Source organism: Exiguobacterium sp. s141 (genome assembly GCF_018618085.1).
Lineage (GTDB): Bacteria > Bacillota > Bacilli > Exiguobacteriales > Exiguobacteriaceae > Exiguobacterium > Exiguobacterium mexicanum_A.
This window is the reverse complement of record NZ_JACSLJ010000003.1, coordinates 1-18237: the sequence shown is the minus strand read 5'-3', so window position 1 is coordinate 18237 and position 18237 is coordinate 1. Positions and strand designations below refer to the sequence as shown.

Below are 18237 nucleotides of genomic sequence, written 5' to 3'. Positions count from 1 at the left end.
TAACTCATACATACACGGAGGATTTAAAGATGGAGAAATTCGTAGAAGGTCTCGTTTCATCAGCCAACGACTTGCTTTGGTCATCAGTGCTAATCGTTGTCCTTGTCGCCTTAGGTTTGTACTTCACCGTCCGGATGGGGTTTGTCCAGTTCCGGATGTTGCCTGAAATGTTCCGCCTCTTGTTCAAAGACGGCATGAAACGTGAAAAAGGCCAAGTCTCGTCATTCCAAGCGTTCGCGATCGGGACAGCAGCCCGCGTCGGAACGGGTAACATCGCCGGTGTCGCGACAGCAATCGCGCTCGGAGGTCCAGGAGCCGTCTTTTGGATGTGGCTCATCGCCCTCATCGGATCGGCTTCGGCGTTCGTAGAAAGCACGCTCGCACAAGTCTACAAGATTCGGGACGGACGCACATGGCGTGGAGGCCCGGCGTACTATATGGAGCGCGCCCTCGGTCAACGTTGGCTGGGGATCTTGTTCGCGATTCTCATCACGTTCTCGTTCGGATTCGCCTTCAACTCGGTGCAGTCGAACACAATCTCGCTCTCGATGAGCAATCAGTTCGGCGTGAGCACGACGACAGTCGGTCTCGTCTTGGCCGTCGTCACAGCAATCGTCATCTTCGGTGGGATTCAGTCGATCGCCGTGCTCTCGAGTATCATCGTCCCGGTCATGGCCGGTGGCTATATCTTGCTCGCAGGATGGGTCATGATTTCAAACGCATCATTATTGCCGGAAGTGTTCGGTTTGATCTTCTCAGAAGGCGTGTTCGGTCTGCAGCAACTGTTCGGCGGTGCCATCGGAGCGATGGTGCTCCAAGGAATTCGTCGCGGTCTCTTCTCGAACGAAGCCGGAATGGGTTCTGCCCCGAACGCGGCGGCGACAGCGGAAGTATCGCACCCGGTCAAGCAAGGCTTGATTCAATCGTTCAGCGTCTTCGTTGATACGCTTCTCGTCTGTACGTCGACAGCGATGATCATCTTGTTGTCAGGTGTAGCCGGATCGGAGTCGTTCGCAGGTGTTGAATTGACACAAGCGGCGCTTACGGCTGAGATTGGTCCGATGGCGACATCGTTCCTCACGATCGCGATTTTCTTGTTCGCGTTCAGCTCGATTCTTGGAAACTACTACTACGGCGAGACGAACATCCAGTTCATCTCGGATAAAAAGATTTACGTCACGCTCTACCGCATCGGTGTCGTCGGTATGATCCTCTTCGGAGCCGTCCGTTCGGCCGGTCTCGTCTGGTCGATTGCGGACGTGTTCATGGGCCTTATGGCGCTCGTCAACTTGTATGCGATTTTCCGTCTCGCGAAAGTCGCTCGTCTCGTCCTCGACGATTACTTGGAGCAACGCCGTCAAGGTGATGACCCGGTATTTTACGCCGATTCGATCGACAACTTGCCAGGCCGCGAGTACATCGAGGCTTGGGAGACGGCAGAAGAGGAAGAAGTCAAGACAGGCACGATTCGTTCATAAGCGACAAACCGTCTACGAAAACACGTAGGCGGTTTTTTTGCGCCTAAAAGATGGGTAAACTGAAGAAAAGGGGGGCGTTCAATCATGGAGACGACACATTATATACGCATTTCCCCAGAAGTATGGGTCTCGTTCGGGCAAGACCCGGAAATGATTTTAGATTGGCTGTTGCACGTTCACGCTCAACAGCGTGACACGTATGAGACGTTGACGCTCCCGAATATTGAACGGTTCCAAAAAATTCTCGGGCAAATCGAAGTCTATATCGATGGGGATGACACGTATAACTTGGAGATGGCGGTCATTGGGGAAGAGTTGATCGTCAACGAGAAGCAGGCGGTCGTCGTCGGGATTTTGACGCCGCAACTGCTCCATATCGTCAAAGACGCGATGAACGCGTTCACGAAAGAGGATGTCGCCGACATGGCGTTCGTCGACCATGAAGGCCTCGATGATGTATGGCTCAAATGGACGTTGCTGAAACGATTCTGCGAAGAAGCGATTGAACGGGATGAGCTCGTATTGATTTATTATGAGTAAGATCGTCTAAATGGTATAATTAGGAAAGATGTCAGTCACTTCTAGTCTCGATTCACGTGAACTAATGGGGGAGAAGTGCTACAAGTGTGATGATCATGGAGGTTCGCTGAATGTTATCTTGGTTAGGTATAACGAATGCAGATGAGACAAATCAAACTGAACGTCAGTTTTTCGCGAATGTGAAGAAAAAAACGATTACTTTAATTCTACTTACGGCTTTGATCGCACTTTATGGCGTGAAGTCCTTATTCACTTACCTAATCCCGGCCTCATATTTGGCCGACCCAATTGTCGCCGTTCTACCAGGTACCGTAGGCGTTTTGGTTTCTGTAGTCTACGTCATGGTCGCGGAACGACTTCTACAGGACAACGCCAAACGCTAGTCATACCATTTAGACAAAAAAACTCGACGCCGCAGCGCCGAGTTTTTGTCTTATTTCAATGCCGTCTCAAGCGCTTTGACGTTCTCGCGCATGAGATCGAAGTAACTCTTGTCCATCTGTTCTTTCGTGACCGATTCCAAGTTATAGATCGTCACCGTCTCCGCGCCGATCTCATTTTGAACGACCTGGGCCACTTTCGGGGTAACCGTGTCCTCGAAGGCGATGTATTTCAAATCATGAAGTTGAGCCTCTTCGATGACGCGCTTCAACGCCTGTTGTGACGGTTCTTCCGAAGGCGTGAGACCTGCGATTGGGAGTTGGTCGAATCCGTAGCGCTCCGCTAGGTAGCCATAGGCGGCGTGCGTCACGAGCAGCTCTGACTTCGAACCGCCCTCGACTGCCGCTTTCAGCTCGGCGTCGAGCGTATCGGCTTCTTCTTTGAAGGCGCTCAAGCGATCCGCAAACTCATCTTTATAGTCAGGGGCCTGTTCGCTGAAGGCCGCTTCGACCGCTTTGGCCATCGAGACGGCATTCATTGGGTCGAGCCAGACGTGTGGGTCGTATTGACCGTGGTTATGGCCGTCATCTTCACTATGACCGGCTTCTTCCTCAGCATGGTCATCGTCATCATGTCCGTGCTCGTCTTCTTCACTATGCTCGTCCTCACCGTGGACGTGGACCGTGTCATCAGCCGATAAAAGGGTGATGTCTTCGGCTGTTTTCACGAATGTGACGTTCTCATTGGCCAAGCTCTTCTCCATCGACTCGACGTATGGCTCGAGGTCATGGCCGACAGTCAAGAACAAGTCCGCTTCAGCGATGTCTGTCATTTGCTTTGAGGTCGGCTCGTACGTGTGCGGGTCGGCACCAGGCGGGATGACTATCTCGACGCGGACGCGGTCGCCGCCAATCTCCTCGGCGAATGATTTCAACGCGAACGTCGACGCATATACGGTCAACTGGTCGTTGGCTTCCTCTGTGGCACCGCCCTCTTCATTGCTTGCGCAACCACCTAATAAAAGTGTCCCGGCAGCGGCGACACCTAACAGTTTTTTGTTCATAACCCTCTCCACCTGTCCTCTCTATATAAAACCTTTAAATCGTAACCGTTACGTTCTGGGACTGCGTTTTATATTATAGGGGGCGAATGCGAACACGTCAAGTCCGACTTCAGATGGATGGTTTTTCGAGAAAAAGGGAATATGATTAAAAAAGAACGAGGAGTGGATGTATATGAGAAAGGAGACCGCCTGGTTCGTCGGTGGTGCGGCGCTCGCGGCCGCCACCGCAGCCGGGGCAAGCGTATGGAACCAATACGGATCGCTCGTGCGTTGGCAAGAGCCTGAGTTGCCGGTGTGTCCCTCGACCCGTAAACGCCGGACTCACACGTACAAGATTGTCAATGACCGTCCGCTCCAATTTGATGTGTACTACCCACCCGGCGAAGGACCATTTCCGGTCGCAGTCTATGCACACGGCGGGGCATTCGTTCGAGGGAATCGAGGCATGGTGACGTTGTTCCATCCATTGCTCGACCACTTCCTCGCCAAAGGATTCGCGGTCATCAGCATCGATTATCGTCTGTTCGAGGACGGGGTCTATTTCCCGGACAACATCATCGACGTCTCCGATGCGCTTTGCTATCTCAAACAACACGACGGTCTGCTCAATCTTGACATCGACAAATTGATTGTCTGGGGCGACTCGGCAGGCGCGGCCCTTGTCCTTGCGACAGCACTCGACCGAAGCAAGCAGTTTATAGGAGAACTCGGCGATGACGTGCCGCCGGTGAAAGGTGTCATCGCCCTTTATCCGCCGACGAACTTCTTGTTGTTCAAGTTCATCCAGACGTGGCTCGCCCATTTGAAGTTTTACGAAGGTAGTCGTGAGGCGTGGCGCGAACTGATGGTGAAGTGTTCTCCGGTCACGCATCTGTACGATGATGCCCCGCCGATTCTCCTTTTGCATGGGAAGAAAGACCCCATCGTTCCGTTCGGGCAAGCACTCCATTTCGTGGAGCATGCGAGCGAGGTCGGCGCGAACGTGCAATTGATTTCTTTTCCGAACGGCACCCATTCGTTAGCGAGTTTCCTCCAATCCGATAACCCGATCAAAGAAACACAACTCATGGCCCGGATCGATCGTTTCATCGATGACGCGATGATGTGACGTTGCGCTTTTTTTCAAAGATGGTACGATGGGGTAGGATTTAGGAATCAAAAAGGAGTGACTCGCGTGACAGAACTTTGTTTGGTCCGACATGGTCAGACAGATTGGAATTTTCAAGAAATCATTCAAGGGCGGGAAGACATCCCGCTCAACGCACTCGGACATCGGCAGGCCGAAGAGAGTGCGGCCTTTTTAAGCCAAGAATCATGGGACGTGATCGTCGCGAGCCCGCTTTCGCGAGCGATGGATACGGCCCGCTACATCGCAGAGGCGTGCGGCATTGACCCAGGCGTGATTATTCAGGACGAACGGTTCATCGAGCGTGAGTTCGGTCATGCGTCGGGAAAACCGGTGCCTGGCATTTACGAAGCTGTCCAAGCCGATGATCAAGACCGCGTCCCGGGTCTCGAGTCAGAAGATGAGATGCGGGCCCGGGTCTTGAGCGGCATGGAAGACATCGTCGAGGCACATGCCGGAAAACGTATCATCGTCGTCTGTCATTCACATGCAATTAAAGCCGCCTTATCGGCGATTGACGACACGTATACGTTCCGCCACGCCATGCGCAACGCCTGCTCGAACTATATCGAATATCAAGATGGTCAGTTCGTGGTCAAGGCGGTCAATGTCGCCGACCATATTACGAATGTGATCGTCGCGAAGTGAGGAGAAGCTCATGACGACATTGCTCTGGATTTTCATCATCGCATCGTTTGTTGTCGCGTTCGCGGGTCTGATCTATCCGGTCATCCCGAGCGTCTTGTTCTTATTCATCGGTTATATGATTTACGGTTTTGGATTCTCGTTCGAGCCGCTCACATGGACGTTTTGGCTTTGGCAAACCGTATTTTTGATCTTCTTGTTCGTAGTCGACTATATCGTCACTCGGGCGACGGTTGATAAACGAGGCGGTTCCGAACGGGCGAAGTGGGGAGCGACGATCGGATTGATCGCAGGTCCGTTCATCTTCCCGCTCGTCGGCGTGCTCATCTTCCCGTTCATCTTCGCGTTTCTAGCGGAGCTCACGCTCGGTAAATCGACGCGTGAGGCGTGGAGTATCGGTGTCGGGACGGTACTTGCTTTCCTTGGAAGTACGATGCTCAAAGTCGTCGGAATGACGATGATGGTCATCTTGTTTTTCATCTACATTTGAGGCGGAGAAATTTCTTCGCCTTTTTGGGTTGAGATATTTGAAAAAACGGGGAAAGAAAAACAAGACCGTTCGACTTATTCGAACGATCCTGTCTTAACGAGCTGAGTGAAGGCGGAGCGGCTGAACGACTGCTGTTGCTCCATTTGTTTTTCGAAGAAGGACGGTTTGAGTTCGGCGTTGGCCACGCCTTCGGAAATCAACGAATCGAGTACTTGCTTCGTCGTGTCTTGTTTCGGCAACAACATGAGCCCTTCGGCGACGAACGTGTGATGGTCGCTTAGCGACCGTTCACTCGTGAACGTCAAGGCGAGGGCGGCCGGCCGGTTCGATGGAGACGTGATGACGGCCTCGGCGAGAAGCAGGATTCGTTTATTCAAGTAATGATGAAGCGTGACGGCAAATTCAGTCGGTACGAGCATCTCGAGGAGCCATTCGTTGTCGTGCTCTTTTGAGATGATCAACCCATCGAGCAGTTCGACGGGCAGGTTCAACTCGTTGCCGTACTCGTCTTGGACGAGGCGAACTTGGACTAGGCGGAACGTTTTCATCGTATCGATCCCTTCCACATTTTCTTTAACTCATCTTAACACAGTCTGATTCGAAGATTGTGTTACGATAGCGGGGAAGCGACGTAAAAAAAATAGAGGACAAGGAGGCATCAAGATGAGTTGGGTTGTTGGCATAATCGGGTATATCGCGATTCTAGCAATCGGTTATTATGGTGTCCTTTTCTTCAAAGTAAAGCAGGAGCGGAGTCGGGCCGGATATCGAATCTTTCTCTTGCTCGCGGGCTTGTTCTTCGTGAGCGGGAGTGACTATATCATCGCGTTGTTCCGAGGGGATACGGAAGCGACGTTTTGGCAACGGACCGTTTACTTCATATTGATTTTGATCTCTCTTTCGATCGCCCTTTACTTTCGGAGAAAAGAAGATAAGATCCATGCGAATGAGATGACGACGGCATAAAAACAAGAGGCTAACGGAAAAAAATCCGTAGCCTCTTGTTTTTATTTCGGAATCCGAGTTTGACGAATCATTTCGAGCTTCAAGTCCCAGAGCGGTTTACTGAATGTGACCGAGTACACTTCCGGCAAGCGGAGGCGTTTGTACTCTTCCCACAGACCGTTCATCTGCTCGTGATGATACGTGCGGATTTCTTTCGCGTTCGGTAACTCATATACGCGTTCGCCGTCTTGGAAAATCGGGACAAGCAAACGTTTGACGCTAAAGTTACGTGTCTTGATGCGGAACGCGGGGTCGCGCACGTCAATCAAGTCGATTTCGTTATACGTCTCAACCGGCTCGTCAGCTAGGGCGATATAGTCCCCTTTGAATTTCCCGGTCTCGTTATCGATGATGCGATACAATTCTTTCTTGTGCGGTGTCGTCGTCTTCACTTTCGAAGACGACACTTTGATGACCGGCTTCAGCTGCCCGTCGGCGCCTTCTCGAGCGACGAGCTTGTACACCATGCCGAGGGCAGGTTGCTCATAGGCCGTGATGCCGCGTGTCCCGACGAGGAACGTATCGGCTTCAGCTCCTTGCATCCGCAAGTCTTGAATGACGTACTCATCGAGGTCGCCCGAGACGACGATTTTGACGTAATCGAGTCCGGCCGCGTTCAATGCTTTTCGGGCCCGTTTCGACAAGTAGGCCAAGTCACCCGAGTCGAGTCGGACCGACTTCAAGCGGTAGCCTTTCGCTTCAAGTTCTTTGGCGACCGTGATCGCATTCGGGAGACCTGACTTGAGCGTATCGTACGTGTCGATCAACAGGCTCGTATTGTCCGGGTACATCGAGGCGAACGAGCGGAATGCCTCGAGTTCGTCATCGTGGAACTGGATATCGGCGTGCTCCATCGTTCCGCCGGTCGGGACGTCAAAATCACGTCCGGCCGAAACCAAGCTCGTGACGTCGAAACCGGCGATATAGGCGGCCCGTGTTCCATAGTACGCAGCATCGACGCCTTGGGCGCGACGAGCACCGCCTTCGAGTAGTGTCTCGTTCGGCGCAGCTTGGCGGATGCGCGCGTATTTCGTCGCGATGAGTGATTCGTGGTTGGCGATGTTCAAGAGCGCCGTCTGGAACAACTTCGCCTCAAAGATCGTCGATTCGATGCGGACGACTTGTTCGTTCGGGAAGATGACTTCTCCTTCACGGACACTGTAGAGCGAGCCCGTGAACTTGAAGTTACGGAGTACATCCGCGAACTCGTCTTCAAAGTCGAGTTGCTGTTTCAAGTAGCGGATATCTTCTTCCGTGAATGAGACGTTCTCTAAATAGTGCACGATGTTTTGCAGGCCGGCGAAGACGACGTAACCTCCGCTGAACGGGTTTGAGCGATAGTATAGGTCAAACACGACTCGTTCGTTGTGACGGCCTTGTTTCCAATAGATATACATCCAACGTGGGAGGTATAAGTCTGTGTGAAGTGCTAGGTTGCGATGTAACATAATCGATCCTTTCTGTTTTACGTCACTTCCCGGTCACAGTTGCCCCGAGGGTCGTGACAAAATGTTCGAGCGCCCAATCGTGGCCGACTGGGTTGAAGCTTTGGACGGCGTCGGCGTGGACGACGATTGTATAGCCGAGGTTGTACGCGTCGACAGCGGTATGGAGCACACAAATATCCGTGCACACACCGACGAGATGGATTTCCGTGATGGCCCGTTCGCGTAAACGCAAATCAAGGTCGGTCCCGGCGAAGGCACTGTAGCGTGTCTTATCGATCCAATGATCGGCCCGGCTCGCCGCGGTTTTGACGGCACCGTATAATTCACGGCCCTCTGTACCGCGAATGTTGTGGGGCGGGAAGAGCGTCGTCTCAGGATGATACGTATCACCGGCGTCATGCACGTCGTTCGCGACGACAACATAATCCTCGTCTGCGAACTCCTCGATCAACTGGACAATTCGTTCTTCTATGTCTTGCCCTGGTTTTCCACAAGTCAAACGACCCGCATCTGCGATAAAATCAAACGTGTAATCGATCACAATCAATGCTCGCATGGGGAGCTCTCCTCTCTCATGTAAAGAATAGTTGGCTATCCTTCTTATTCTAAATCATTTTGCGTGATGCGAAAAAGATTATTTTTGATCGGGGTCGGGTACTAGGTGTAAGAAGAACCGTTTGCGAAAGGGGAATCAGCACATGCTGCTGTCATCAACCGAACTGTCAGAGCAACTATCCCGCTTAAATGGCTGGGATGTTGTTGAAGGGGAATTACAAAAGACGTATCGGCTCGAGACGTTTCCAGAGGCGATTCAGTTCGTCCATCTCGTCGCTGATTTGGCGGAGGAGCTCAATCATCATCCGAACATCTTGATCGAGTATCGGAACGTCACATTGACCGTGTCCACGCATGACGAAGGTGGAATCACGGAGAAAGACATCATGCTCGCGAAAGGGTGTGAGGGGCTTGTCTAAACTGTTCATGACGTTTGCCTCAGGAACTGTCGCTGAACGATTGCGTCAACAACCCGGTATCCTTGTCGCCAACGGGACCGAGACGATTTTGCTCGCAGAAGGCGACAAGTCTCCCTTCCAAAGCGGGAAGACGTTTCAAATCGAAGAAGCGGAAGGACAATTCGCCTCGAAAGGGAATATTGTCTATGCGAACATTCCGGTCGATTCGAACGCCCGGTCGCTCTTGTTCCATCGCTTGTTGAAAGACAAATCACGTCTTGGGTCTGGCCATAGCGGTTTTGCCGCCTATCGGCTCGGTGTCGACCCGGACGATCACCACGGGATTATCTTCATCCAATTCACCGAGGGCGGAAATCGTTTCCGTGATTCGACCGACTATGTCTTGTTCCAAGAATGGCTGAAAGAAGCCGTCGAACAAAAAGGAGCCGGTCCAATCATAAAACACTATGTCGTCGATGAAGCGGATGACCTATAATAAACATAACGTCATGTTAGGGGAGGATTTTTTATGAACAAGAACTACTTCTGGATGGGAATGGCCGCAGGTGCCGTCATCGGAGCTGGGGCATCGCTTCTCCACAGAGAGACGCGCGAACAACAAGTCAGACAGCTCAAACATATGAAATCACGACTCAAGTCGAAGGATGCGTCAACACAAAGCCATTCGGTCGGCCTTCAAGCCTCATCGAAAGGGAGCTTGAAAGATCGCGTCATGGATTTGAAGGCGCTCTACGAAGAGAACCAAGACACGATTCAAAATCTCGTCGAAGATGTGAAAGACTTGGTCGACGCGCTCCAAGACGCTCGTCACAAAAATCAAATCTAATTCATATTCACGGTCCGGTGCTGTTGCGCCGGGCTGTTTTTTATGTTGTCTTCATCGCTGTCCCTATATGATAAATGTTTCACGAATACAAAAGCTCCTGAAAACAAATCGGTCACGTGACGAAACCCGTCTGCTTTTCAGGAGCACTTGTGATTACAAAAAGCGGGCGAACAGGCCGAACACGGCCAGTCCGACAATTACGTAAAAAATCCATTTGCCTTCACCCGTATGAATGATCGGCGGGGAATACTTGCGTGGTTGGTACTTCCCATGACGGAGCGGACGCGAGTATGGGACCGCGAACCGGGCAAGCGGGACCGCAAGCAAGAACCCGGCAAGGAAGCCGTACACATGTCCCCAAAGTGATACGTTCGCCCCGATGAGCGTGAACACGGCGCTAATGGCGACGAAGATATAGACGAGTCGCGCGTCCTGGCTATAGATGAGCGTCCGGCGGAACCGACCGATGTACACATAGAAGCCAAGAATCGCTAAAATCGCACCTGAAGCACCGGCTTGCAGGTAGAACAGTTCACTCACCGTGAAGAACGTGAGCAAGTTGGCAAGCACACCGGCCACGATATAGAACACGGCGAACTTGATGTGACCGACCATGCGTTCCATGGCAGGTCCGAATATAATCAAAGCGAACGAGTTGAACAGCAAATGACCGAGCCCTAAATGGATGAAGTTGGCCGTCAAGAGACGGTACCATTCCCCTTGGGCGAGTGCGAGATGGAATGACCCGCCGAGTGCGACGATCCGGAGGTCGGGGACCAAAGAATCGATGACAAACACGAGCAGTTGGATTACAATGAACAGCGTTACGAGTGGATACGCCCGGACGAACGTTTGAACATTCTCAGTACGACTAAACATAGCATCACCTCTTTCCTTAATTGTATAAGGAAACGAGTGAAAAAGGAAAGGAGCGAGTGTCCTGTGATTGTGGGAATCGGAATCGATATCGTCGAGCTCGAGCGGATTGCTCACTCGCTCAAAAATGACCGTTTCGTCGCACGTCTGTTGACCGAAGCCGAGCGGGCGCTTGCGGACGCCTATCCAGAACAACGGCGCATCGAATTCGTCGCCGGACGATTTGCGGCGAAAGAAGCGTATGCCAAAGCGGTCGGGACCGGGATTGCTCGGGGCCTGTCGTGGCAACAAATCGAAATTTTACCGGATGAGACCGGACGGCCGTATATGACGGCGCCGTACTCAGGCCGGATTCATATGAGTATCAGCCACAGCGAGCAATATGCCGTGGCACAAGTCATCATTGAAGAGGGGGATCACGATGTTTCGTCCAAGTTGGATTGAAATCGATCGGGCGGCGATCAAACATAACGTAATCGAAATCAAAAAACGGATCCCGCAAGCGCTCATGGCCGTCGTCAAAGCGAACGCTTACGGGCATGGTGCCGTCGAAGTGGCAAAGATTGCGCTTGATAACGGAGCGACGATGCTCGGCGTGGCCTTACTCGAGGAAGCCATCGAGCTCCGAGAGGCCGGGATTAAAGCGCCGATTCTCGTCATGGAGGCCCAGTTCCCAGAATATGCGGGCGTCGCAGCCGAACACGATGTGACGTTGTCCGTCTTTTCGGCCGACTGGTTGCGTGAGGCGCGCGCACATCTTTCTGACCGTCCACTCACCGTTCATGTGAAAGTCGACACCGGAATGGGGCGCCTCGGTCTGCGGACCCGCGCCGAACTTGATGCCCTTTTAGAAGCGGCAGATAACCGTTTTATCGTCGAAGGGATCTATACGCACTTTGCGACAGCGGATGAGCCTGACAGTGAGCTTTACTATGAGCAGCAGGAGCGATTTGGTCAGTTGATGGATGGACTCCACTCGCGATTCCGCTACATTCATACGTCAAACTCGGCCGGAGCGATCCGCATGGTCGGACAAGACGTACCGTACAACGTGGTGCGGGTCGGAATTGCGATTTATGGGCTCTACCCGTCAGCTGAAATGGCTTCCTTCTATTCATTTTTACGTCCGTCCTTCACGTTGAAGAGCAAGCTCATGCAAGTGAAGCAACTCGAAGCTGGACAGACGATCAGCTACGGGGCGACGTATACGACGACTGAAGATGAGTGGATCGGTACCGTGCCGGTCGGATATGCCGACGGCTGGATTCGTAAAGCGAGCGGCTTCGAAGTAGACGTCAATGGAGAGCGCTGCCCCATTATCGGTCGTGTCTGCATGGATCGCTTCATGGTGAGGCTTCCTAAAGAGCTGCCGGTCGGAACTGTGGTCACGCTCATCGGCGGACCAGTCGCGATTGACGAACTGGCCACGCATCTCGAGACAATCAACTATGAGGTCGTCTGTCAATTAACGAATCGCCTCCCGCGACGTTATGTGTAAAGCGGAAAACGTGTGAAATTATCTGAATTCTTTCGGGAATTCTCTATATTTTCCCAAACTCGCGTGTTATATTGGTAAAGAACGCGGGAATATTTCCGCCAGTCATTGAAACGATTCTGGAGGTGTAAGATGTTAAAACAGCGAACTGCGGGTGCTTTAGCGTCCGTTCCAGATCGGTTCTCGCAGCATGGGGGTCCGATTTCGATGAAAGACCGTGAATCATTGTCATTGAACGATGTAGTGACGTACTTGTCCAAAGAAATTGCTGATCGACAACAAACACTGCGCGAAGAATTGGCGAGAGGCTATCAAGAGATGGCCGCGTTTAATTTGAATATGGCAGAAGAGATGCTGATGATTGAGACGGAAGCCGAACATGCTCTCTTACGTCAAGTAAGCGGGGTGTGAGCGGAGTGATCGTAAAGCGTGGTGACGTGTTTTATGCGAATCTGTCGCCCGTAGTCGGTTCAGAGCAAGGTGGAGTTCGTCCGGTTCTCGTCATTCAAAACGATATCGGCAATCGCTTTAGCCCGACCGTCATTGTCGCTGCGATTACGGCTCAGATCCAGAAAGCAAAACTGCCGACTCATGTAGAGGTATATCAAGTCAAACATGGTCTCGAACGAGATTCCGTGATTTTACTTGAACAGATTCGAACGATTGATAAGCGTCGTCTGACAGATAAAGTCACTCATCTTGATGATGAGACGATGCACAAAGTTGACCGAGCGCTAGAGATTAGTCTGGGATTAATCCCTCTCTAGCTTACATATAAAGAAACCGATACATGGGTATCGGTTTTTTTTCAAAAAAATCTTTGAAAAATAGTTTAGAATTCTGTAAAACGGGAATTTAGTTTAATCGTACTCAATTTTTCTGTACGCACATTAGGAGGGAATATACGATGGATTTAGCGATTCGCGAGCAAGTCATTGGAGAACAATTACACCTTTACGTATCCGGAGAAGTGGATACATATACCGCACCAAAATTGAAGGAAGTCTTGCACCCGGCAATCACGGACCAAGACGTCACCGTTCATTTGGATGAAGTGGACTATATGGATTCAACTGGTCTCGGCGTATTTGTCGGTGCCCTTAAAATAGCCAAACGTAATGAGAAAGAGTTGTCGCTCGTCGGTGTCACCGACCGCGTCAATCGTCTCTTTGAATTGACAGGACTGCACAAGTTGCTTTCGATCAATACAAACGTAAGAGGTGGCACGCAATGAGTAACATCGAACAGACGGTGATGACGTTCCCGGCCAAACCGGAGTATGTCGGTGTGGTCCGTTTAGTCGTCTCAGGAATCGCTAACCGTATGGGATATACGTACGACGAGATCGAAGATATTAAAATCGCGGTCTCGGAAGCCTGTGGCAATGCTGTTCAACATGCTTATGAAGACCAAGAAGGTGAAGTGAAACTCACGTGTGGCGTCCATCAAGATCGTCTCGAGATGACGATCGAGGACTCGGGCAAAACATTTGCCGACGACGTGAAACGCCAAGCGGCGCCAGTCGAAGAGACGGCTGAAATCGAATCGCTTCACGAAGGAGGACTCGGTCTTTTCCTCATTGAAGCCTTAATGGATGACGTCTCGATCAACAAGGACAATGGTGTCAAGGTGACGATGACGAAACTCCTTAACAGGGACGAGGTGGATCAGAGTGCCAGCAAAATCTCAACAACGCCATCACAGTGATGATGAAGTATTAGAGTGGATTGAGCGTTATCAACAGGACGATCAAAATGAAGAAGTCCAGATGCTCCTCATTAACCGATACTCGGACCTCGTTGAGGCGCTTGCACGAAAGTTTTCACGGGGCCGGGCCATTCATGACGACCTCGTTCAAGTTGGGATGATCGGACTTCTCGCTGCCCTTCGTCGTTTTGACCCTGAGTTCGGTCGTAGTTTCGAGTCGTTTGCCGTTCCGACGATTATCGGTGAAATCAAGCGTTTCATCCGTGACAAGACGTGGAGCGTCCACGTTCCGCGCCGGATTAAAGAGCTTGGACCGAAAATCAAGAAGACGGTCGAAGAATTGACGACCGAGTTGCAACGGTCACCGCGCATCGATGAGATCGCCGATCACCTCGGCGTTTCCGATGAAGAGATTCTCGAGACACTCGAGATGGGCAAGAGCTACCAAGCCCTTTCCGTCGACAGCTCAATCGAAGCGGACAACGAAGGTTCGACCGTCACGCTCCTCGACCTTGTCGGAAGCCAAGAACGTGGCTACGAATCGGTCGACCAGCGCCTCATCCTTGAAAAAGCGTTCAGTGTGCTGAACGAACGGGAACAGGCGATTTTAGAATGTGCTTATTATAAAAATATGAGCCAAAAAGAGACGGGTGAACTCCTCGGGATTTCGCAGATGCACGTATCGCGCTTGCAGCGACGCGCGCTTGAGAAGTTACGTGAGGCCATCAAAGTCCCGCTCAACGAAGTATTTTCAAACGATGACTAAATGGTCATCGTTTTTTGTCGTCTAGGCGTGAGTTTGCTACACTTCTAGAGAGAGAAGAGAAAAGGAAGTGATTCGATTGATTACGAAAGTCGCAAAAGAGTTGAAGTTGAAGACGAGTCAAGTCGAAACGGTGCAACAACTTGCCGCGGACGGAGCGACGATTCCGTTCATGGCCCGGTACCGTAAAGAAATGACCGGTAATCTCGATGAAGTCGAAATCAAAGCGATTCTCGACGCCTTACAATATGAAGAGAGTTTGCACAAGCGTAAGACGGACGTCCTCGCCAAACTTGAAGAACTCGAGAAGGCGACGCCGGAATTGACACGGGCGCTTGAAGCGGCGACGAGCCTGCAACAAGTCGATGACATTTATCTCCCTTATCGTCCGAAGCGACGGACGAAAGCCGAACAAGGGCGGGAGAAAGGACTACAAGCCCTCGCTGACTGGTATCGTCAACCGACACCCTATTCGCTGAAAGAAGCGCAGTCGTTAGCGGGTGACCTTTCGCTTGAAGAAGCACTTCCGTTCGTCCAATCAATCATTGGGGAGGAGTGGGGCGAAGTGGCGACGCTTCGACAATCACTTCGAACACGAGTCCGGAAAGAGGCGCTCCTTCGTTCGCAGAAGAAAAAACAAGCGGAAGATGAGAAAGAAGTGTTCGCCCAGTATTATGAATATGAAGAAAAAATCGCAGGAATCGTCCCGCACCGGATTCTCGCTTTGAACCGGGGAGAGCGCACGGACGTGTTGCAAGTGAAGATTGTCTTCGACGAAGCCGGCTTCATGCGACAAGCGCTCGGCAAGTTTGACCGTTTGCCGACAGAGAAACGCGAACTCGTCACACTCGCCGTGAAGGACGCGTTCAAGAAGTCGGTATTTCCGGCCATCGAACGTGAGATTCGTAGCGAATTGACTGAGACGGCCGAAGAACAGGCGATCGACGTGTTCTCGAAAAACTTGAAGCAACTCTACATGCAACCGCCGCTTCGTGAGGTCGTCGTCCTCGGGATTGACCCGGCCTATCGCACAGGATGTAAATGGGCCGTCGTCAATGAAATCGGGAAAGTCGAAGAAGTCGGTGTCTTCTATCCGACGGCACCGAAACACGATGTCGCCGGATCGGAAAAAGTGTTAGCGTCGCTCGTGAAACGTTATCCGATCTCGGTCATTGTCATCGGGAACGGGACCGCATCCCGTGAAACGGAGCAATTCGTATCGAACTGGCTGAAGAAAGCTGAACGCGAGATTGCTTACGCCATTGTCAATGAGGCGGGGGCGAGTGTCTATTCGGCGTCAGAGATTGCACGGTCTGAGTTCCCGGAATTGAAAGTAGAAGAACGCTCGGCTGTCTCGATCGCCCGACGTATCCAAGACGCGATGGCTGAACTCGTCAAAGTCGACCCGCAATCGGTGGGGGTTGGACAGTATCAACACGACGTCAGTCAAAACAAGCTGAAGGGGTCGCTCGAGTTTGTCGTCGAGAGTGTCGTCAACATGGTCGGTGTGGATGTGAACCGAGCCTCGGAATCGCTGCTCACATATGTATCTGGATTGAACAAGACGACGGCTAAAAATATTGTCGCGTATCGGGATGAGTTCGGTCGCTTTGATACGCGGAAAGAAATCAAGAAAGTGCCTCGTCTCGGAGCGAAGGCGTATGAGCAAGCGGCCGGCTTTTTACGGATCACGAACGGAAGCGATGTACTCGATCAAACGGAGATTCATCCGGAGAGCTATAAGTTGACGCTCTCTCTATTGAAGGAACTCGGTGTTTCGAAGCAAGCGGTCGGTACGGCTGAACTGCGAGATCGATTGAAGACGGTTGACGCCAAAGCATTGAGTGAGAAGCTAGATGCCGGTTTGCCGACAGTTGAAGATATCTTGAAGTCGCTTGCGAAACCAGGACGTGATCCACGCGAAGACATTCAGAAGCCGTTACTTCGGACAGACGTTATGAACTTGGAAGATCTCCAGGTCGGTATGGAGTTCCAAGGAACAGTGCGAAACGTGATCGACTTCGGGGCGTTCATCGATATCGGGGTGAAGCAAGACGGACTCGTCCATATTTCGAAATTGTCGAATCGCTACGTCAAGCATCCGCTCGACGTTGTCGCAGTCGGTGATATCGTCACCGTATGGATCGAACAAGTGGACGCCAATCGTGGGCGAATCAGTCTCACGATGCTTGAGCCACGCAGTTAAATGAGAGAGAACTAGCATCGAGCGAAATGTTTTTCATTTTGCTCGATTTTTTTATGAAAAAGTGTTGACGGTCTTTTCTGCCCGTGCTATCTTATAGAAGTCGCTGAGAGACGGCATGGAATATTAAAGCTTTTCTAAAAAAGTGATTGACAGGTTTCTGGTTTGCGGTTACAATTTAAATCGTTACTTCGATAAATTCAAGCAACGTTCCGCAATAGCTCAGTGGTAGAGCAACCGGCTGTTAACCGGTAGGTCGTAGGTTCAAATCCTACTTGCGGAGCCATTTTATTTTGGAGACGTACCCAAGAGGCTATAAGGGGCTCCCCTGCTAAGGGAGTAGGCTGGGAAACCGGTGCGAGGGTTCGAATCCCTCCGTCTCCGCCACTTATTTTTAGAAAACACATACATCTGGCCCGTTGGTCAAGCGGTTAAGACACCGCCCTTTCACGGCGGTAACACGGGTTCGAATCCCGTACGGGTCACCATCATACGGAGGATTAGCTCAGCTGGGAGAGCACCTGCCTTACAAGCAGGGGGTCGGCGGTTCGATCCCGTCATCCTCCACCATTTCAAATTTAAGCACGTATAACGGTCTTGTGGTGTAGGGGTTAACATGCCTGCCTGTCACGCAGGAGATCGCGGGTTCAAATCCCGTCAAGACCGCCATTTACGTTGGGCCGTAGCCAAGTGGTAAGGCATCGGATTTTGATTCCGACATGCGAAGGTTCGATCCCTTCCGGCCCAGCTTATATTTGAGTCATTAGCTCAGTTGGTAGAGCATCTGACTTTTAATCAGAGGGTCGCAGGTTCGAGCCCTGCATGACTCACCATTTTTTGTCCCTCGTAACACCTTAATACGCTGCGGTCGTGGCGGAATCGGTAGACGCGCTAGGTTGAGGGCCTAGTGGTGGTTAACACCGTGGAGGTTCAAGTCCTCTCGACCGCACCAATATGCACCCTTAGCTCAGCTGGATAGAGCGTTAGACTACGAATCTAAAGGCCGGGAGTTCGAATCTCTCAGGGTGCACCATTTTTATTATGGGCCTATAGCTCAGCCGGTTAGAGCGCACGCCTGATAAGCGTGAGGTCGGTGGTTCGAGTCCACTTAGGCCCACCATTTTAACTGACGAACTTTGAAAACTGAACGATGAGGCAAAAATGTTTTACAATTTTTGAATGAAGCGCAAGCTTCGTCATTTTTAAAGAGCTATATC

The 18237-nt window shown here is 51.5% G+C and carries 22 protein-coding genes and 10 tRNA genes; 27 read left to right on the top strand and 5 right to left on the bottom strand.

Annotation, left to right across the window (positions count from 1 at the left end; genetic code table 11):
* The first annotated feature begins 29 nt into the window (after positions 1-29).
* Both KNP74_RS08515 and KNP74_RS08510 read left to right on the top strand, forming a co-directional pair.
* The gene (locus KNP74_RS08515) at positions 30-1478 is read left to right on the top strand and encodes an alanine/glycine:cation symporter family protein (RefSeq protein ID WP_214764032.1); all 1449 of its coding nucleotides are present in this window, start codon (positions 30-32) and stop codon (positions 1476-1478) included.
* Between the two features lie 84 nt (positions 1479-1562).
* Positions 1563-2018 (top strand): DUF1877 family protein, encoded by a 456-nt coding sequence (locus KNP74_RS08510; RefSeq protein WP_034780851.1) that lies wholly within the window; start codon positions 1563-1565, stop codon positions 2016-2018.
* A 433-nt stretch (positions 2019-2451) separates the two neighbouring features.
* On the opposite strand, the gene KNP74_RS08505 is transcribed toward KNP74_RS08510, so the two are convergent.
* Positions 2452-3462, bottom strand: coding sequence for a metal ABC transporter solute-binding protein, Zn/Mn family (locus KNP74_RS08505; RefSeq protein ID WP_214764031.1), 1011 nt, complete (start codon positions 3460-3462; stop codon positions 2452-2454).
* A gap of 172 nt (positions 3463-3634) precedes the next feature.
* Between KNP74_RS08505 and KNP74_RS08500 the strand changes: the two genes are divergently transcribed.
* The 3 genes from KNP74_RS08500 (at position 3635) to KNP74_RS08490 (ending at position 5723) form a co-directional block, all read left to right on the top strand.
* Positions 3635-4570 (top strand): alpha/beta hydrolase, encoded by a 936-nt coding sequence (locus KNP74_RS08500; RefSeq protein WP_138860039.1) that lies wholly within the window; start codon positions 3635-3637, stop codon positions 4568-4570.
* 66 nt (positions 4571-4636) lie between these two features.
* Complete coding sequence (locus tag KNP74_RS08495; protein WP_138860038.1) at positions 4637-5236, top strand: histidine phosphatase family protein; 600 nt, start codon at positions 4637-4639, stop codon at positions 5234-5236.
* A 10-nt stretch (positions 5237-5246) separates the two neighbouring features.
* Entirely contained in the window at positions 5247-5723 is a 477-nt protein-coding gene (locus KNP74_RS08490; RefSeq protein WP_034780856.1) for a DUF456 domain-containing protein, read from the top strand.
* 74 nt (positions 5724-5797) lie between these two features.
* Here the strand turns inward: KNP74_RS08490 and KNP74_RS08485 are convergent, their stop codons facing one another.
* On the bottom strand, positions 5798-6271 hold the full coding sequence (locus KNP74_RS08485; RefSeq protein WP_034780942.1) for a YwpF family protein: 474 nt from the start codon (positions 6269-6271) through the stop codon (positions 5798-5800).
* A gap of 115 nt (positions 6272-6386) precedes the next feature.
* On the opposite strand from KNP74_RS08485, the gene KNP74_RS08480 reads away from it, so the two are divergent.
* The gene (locus KNP74_RS08480) at positions 6387-6689 is read left to right on the top strand and encodes a hypothetical protein (protein ID WP_034780857.1); all 303 of its coding nucleotides are present in this window, start codon (positions 6387-6389) and stop codon (positions 6687-6689) included.
* Positions 6690-6730: 41 nt separating this feature from the next.
* Here the strand turns inward: KNP74_RS08480 and KNP74_RS08475 are convergent, their stop codons facing one another.
* Both KNP74_RS08475 and KNP74_RS08470 read right to left on the bottom strand, forming a co-directional pair.
* Positions 6731-8176, bottom strand: coding sequence for a nicotinate phosphoribosyltransferase (locus tag KNP74_RS08475; RefSeq protein WP_214764030.1), 1446 nt, complete (start codon positions 8174-8176; stop codon positions 6731-6733).
* Positions 8177-8198: 22 nt separating this feature from the next.
* Entirely contained in the window at positions 8199-8732 is a 534-nt protein-coding gene (locus KNP74_RS08470) for a cysteine hydrolase family protein (protein WP_214764028.1), read from the bottom strand.
* A gap of 142 nt (positions 8733-8874) precedes the next feature.
* Here KNP74_RS08470 and KNP74_RS08465 point away from each other — a divergent pair, with 142 nt between their 5' ends.
* Genes KNP74_RS08465 through KNP74_RS08455 form a run of 3 tightly spaced genes read left to right on the top strand, consistent with a single transcriptional unit; the run spans position 8875 to position 9976 of the window.
* Positions 8875-9150 carry a 4a-hydroxytetrahydrobiopterin dehydratase gene (locus KNP74_RS08465; RefSeq protein ID WP_034780860.1) on the top strand — a complete coding sequence of 92 codons (276 nt, stop codon included), beginning with the start codon at positions 8875-8877 and terminating at the stop codon, positions 9148-9150.
* Positions 9143-9625, top strand: coding sequence for a hypothetical protein (locus KNP74_RS08460; protein ID WP_235420248.1), 483 nt, complete (start codon positions 9143-9145; stop codon positions 9623-9625). Before KNP74_RS08465 ends, KNP74_RS08460 begins: the two co-directional genes overlap by 8 nt.
* 33 nt (positions 9626-9658) lie before the next feature.
* Entirely contained in the window at positions 9659-9976 is a 318-nt protein-coding gene (locus KNP74_RS08455) for a hypothetical protein (protein WP_214709349.1), read from the top strand.
* A 153-nt stretch (positions 9977-10129) separates the two neighbouring features.
* Here the strand turns inward: KNP74_RS08455 and KNP74_RS08450 are convergent, their stop codons facing one another.
* Positions 10130-10855 (bottom strand): rhomboid family intramembrane serine protease, encoded by a 726-nt coding sequence (locus KNP74_RS08450; RefSeq protein ID WP_214709351.1) that lies wholly within the window; start codon positions 10853-10855, stop codon positions 10130-10132.
* 63 nt (positions 10856-10918) lie between these two features.
* On the opposite strand from KNP74_RS08450, the gene acpS reads away from it, so the two are divergent.
* The 18 genes from acpS to KNP74_RS08360 all read left to right on the top strand — a co-directional run bounded on the left by acpS (position 10919) and on the right by KNP74_RS08360 (position 18140).
* Positions 10919-11296: a holo-ACP synthase gene (gene acpS, locus KNP74_RS08445; RefSeq protein WP_214709353.1), complete on the top strand. Its 378-nt coding sequence runs from the start codon at positions 10919-10921 to the stop codon at positions 11294-11296.
* A complete protein-coding gene (gene alr / locus KNP74_RS08440; protein WP_214764027.1) occupies positions 11274-12350 on the top strand; it encodes an alanine racemase in 1077 nt (358 codons plus the stop codon). The genes acpS and alr overlap by 23 nt, the downstream gene beginning before the upstream one ends.
* Positions 12351-12479: 129 nt before the next feature.
* Positions 12480-12758, top strand: a complete 279-nt coding sequence (locus tag KNP74_RS08435) for a hypothetical protein (protein WP_034780874.1) — start codon at positions 12480-12482, stop codon at positions 12756-12758.
* Between the two features lie 5 nt (positions 12759-12763).
* Positions 12764-13114, top strand: a complete 351-nt coding sequence (locus KNP74_RS08430) for a type II toxin-antitoxin system PemK/MazF family toxin (protein WP_029596222.1) — start codon at positions 12764-12766, stop codon at positions 13112-13114.
* Positions 13115-13254: 140 nt separating this feature from the next.
* Positions 13255-13581: an STAS domain-containing protein gene (locus KNP74_RS08425; protein ID WP_128123185.1), complete on the top strand. Its 327-nt coding sequence runs from the start codon at positions 13255-13257 to the stop codon at positions 13579-13581.
* Complete coding sequence (rsbW, locus tag KNP74_RS08420; protein ID WP_021068184.1) at positions 13578-14054, top strand: anti-sigma B factor RsbW; 477 nt, start codon at positions 13578-13580, stop codon at positions 14052-14054. The genes KNP74_RS08425 and rsbW overlap by 4 nt, the downstream gene beginning before the upstream one ends.
* On the top strand, positions 14020-14820 hold the full coding sequence (sigB, locus tag KNP74_RS08415) for an RNA polymerase sigma factor SigB (RefSeq protein ID WP_021068185.1): 801 nt from the start codon (positions 14020-14022) through the stop codon (positions 14818-14820). The genes rsbW and sigB overlap by 35 nt, the downstream gene beginning before the upstream one ends.
* A gap of 67 nt (positions 14821-14887) precedes the next feature.
* A complete protein-coding gene (locus KNP74_RS08410) occupies positions 14888-17023 on the top strand; it encodes a Tex family protein (protein ID WP_371816327.1) in 2136 nt (711 codons plus the stop codon).
* A 208-nt stretch (positions 17024-17231) separates the two neighbouring features.
* A tRNA-Asn gene (locus tag KNP74_RS08405) sits at positions 17232-17306 on the top strand.
* Between the two features lie 9 nt (positions 17307-17315).
* Positions 17316-17407: transfer RNA gene (locus KNP74_RS08400), tRNA-Ser, on the top strand.
* A gap of 26 nt (positions 17408-17433) precedes the next feature.
* Positions 17434-17508 (top strand) — tRNA-Glu (locus KNP74_RS08395).
* Positions 17509-17514: 6 nt separating this feature from the next.
* Positions 17515-17590 (top strand) — tRNA-Val (locus tag KNP74_RS08390).
* A gap of 23 nt (positions 17591-17613) precedes the next feature.
* A tRNA-Asp gene (locus tag KNP74_RS08385) sits at positions 17614-17689 on the top strand.
* A 7-nt stretch (positions 17690-17696) separates the two neighbouring features.
* Positions 17697-17768, top strand: a tRNA-Gln gene (locus tag KNP74_RS08380).
* Positions 17769-17777: 9 nt separating this feature from the next.
* Positions 17778-17853 (top strand) — tRNA-Lys (locus tag KNP74_RS08375).
* A gap of 31 nt (positions 17854-17884) precedes the next feature.
* A tRNA-Leu gene (locus KNP74_RS08370) sits at positions 17885-17972 on the top strand.
* A gap of 4 nt (positions 17973-17976) precedes the next feature.
* Positions 17977-18053, top strand: a tRNA-Arg gene (locus tag KNP74_RS08365).
* Positions 18054-18063: 10 nt separating this feature from the next.
* Positions 18064-18140, top strand: a tRNA-Ile gene (locus KNP74_RS08360).
* The last annotated feature ends 97 nt before the right edge of the window (positions 18141-18237 follow it).

Excerpts from the sequence above, each read along its gene's own strand:
- KNP74_RS08515 (WP_214764032.1), top strand. The coding sequence starts at position 30 with ATGGAGAAATTCGTAGAAGGTCTCGTTTCATCAGCCAACGACTTGCTT.
- KNP74_RS08510 (WP_034780851.1), top strand. The coding sequence starts at position 1,563 with ATGGAGACGACACATTATATACGCATTTCCCCAGAAGTATGGGTCTCG.
- KNP74_RS08505 (WP_214764031.1), bottom strand. The coding sequence starts at position 3,462 with ATGAACAAAAAACTGTTAGGTGTCGCCGCTGCCGGGACACTTTTATTA.
- KNP74_RS08500 (WP_138860039.1), top strand. The coding sequence starts at position 3,635 with ATGAGAAAGGAGACCGCCTGGTTCGTCGGTGGTGCGGCGCTCGCGGCC.
- KNP74_RS08490 (WP_034780856.1), top strand. The coding sequence starts at position 5,247 with ATGACGACATTGCTCTGGATTTTCATCATCGCATCGTTTGTTGTCGCG.
- KNP74_RS08485 (WP_034780942.1), bottom strand. The coding sequence starts at position 6,271 with ATGAAAACGTTCCGCCTAGTCCAAGTTCGCCTCGTCCAAGACGAGTAC.
- KNP74_RS08480 (WP_034780857.1), top strand. The coding sequence starts at position 6,387 with ATGAGTTGGGTTGTTGGCATAATCGGGTATATCGCGATTCTAGCAATC.
- KNP74_RS08475 (WP_214764030.1), bottom strand. The coding sequence starts at position 8,176 with ATGTTACATCGCAACCTAGCACTTCACACAGACTTATACCTCCCACGT.
- KNP74_RS08470 (WP_214764028.1), bottom strand. The coding sequence starts at position 8,732 with ATGCGAGCATTGATTGTGATCGATTACACGTTTGATTTTATCGCAGAT.
- KNP74_RS08465 (WP_034780860.1), top strand. The coding sequence starts at position 8,875 with ATGCTGCTGTCATCAACCGAACTGTCAGAGCAACTATCCCGCTTAAAT.
- KNP74_RS08455 (WP_214709349.1), top strand. The coding sequence starts at position 9,659 with ATGAACAAGAACTACTTCTGGATGGGAATGGCCGCAGGTGCCGTCATC.
- KNP74_RS08450 (WP_214709351.1), bottom strand. The coding sequence starts at position 10,855 with ATGTTTAGTCGTACTGAGAATGTTCAAACGTTCGTCCGGGCGTATCCA.
- alr (WP_214764027.1), top strand. The coding sequence starts at position 11,274 with ATGTTTCGTCCAAGTTGGATTGAAATCGATCGGGCGGCGATCAAACAT.
- KNP74_RS08435 (WP_034780874.1), top strand. The coding sequence starts at position 12,480 with ATGTTAAAACAGCGAACTGCGGGTGCTTTAGCGTCCGTTCCAGATCGG.
- KNP74_RS08425 (WP_128123185.1), top strand. The coding sequence starts at position 13,255 with ATGGATTTAGCGATTCGCGAGCAAGTCATTGGAGAACAATTACACCTT.
- rsbW (WP_021068184.1), top strand. The coding sequence starts at position 13,578 with ATGAGTAACATCGAACAGACGGTGATGACGTTCCCGGCCAAACCGGAG.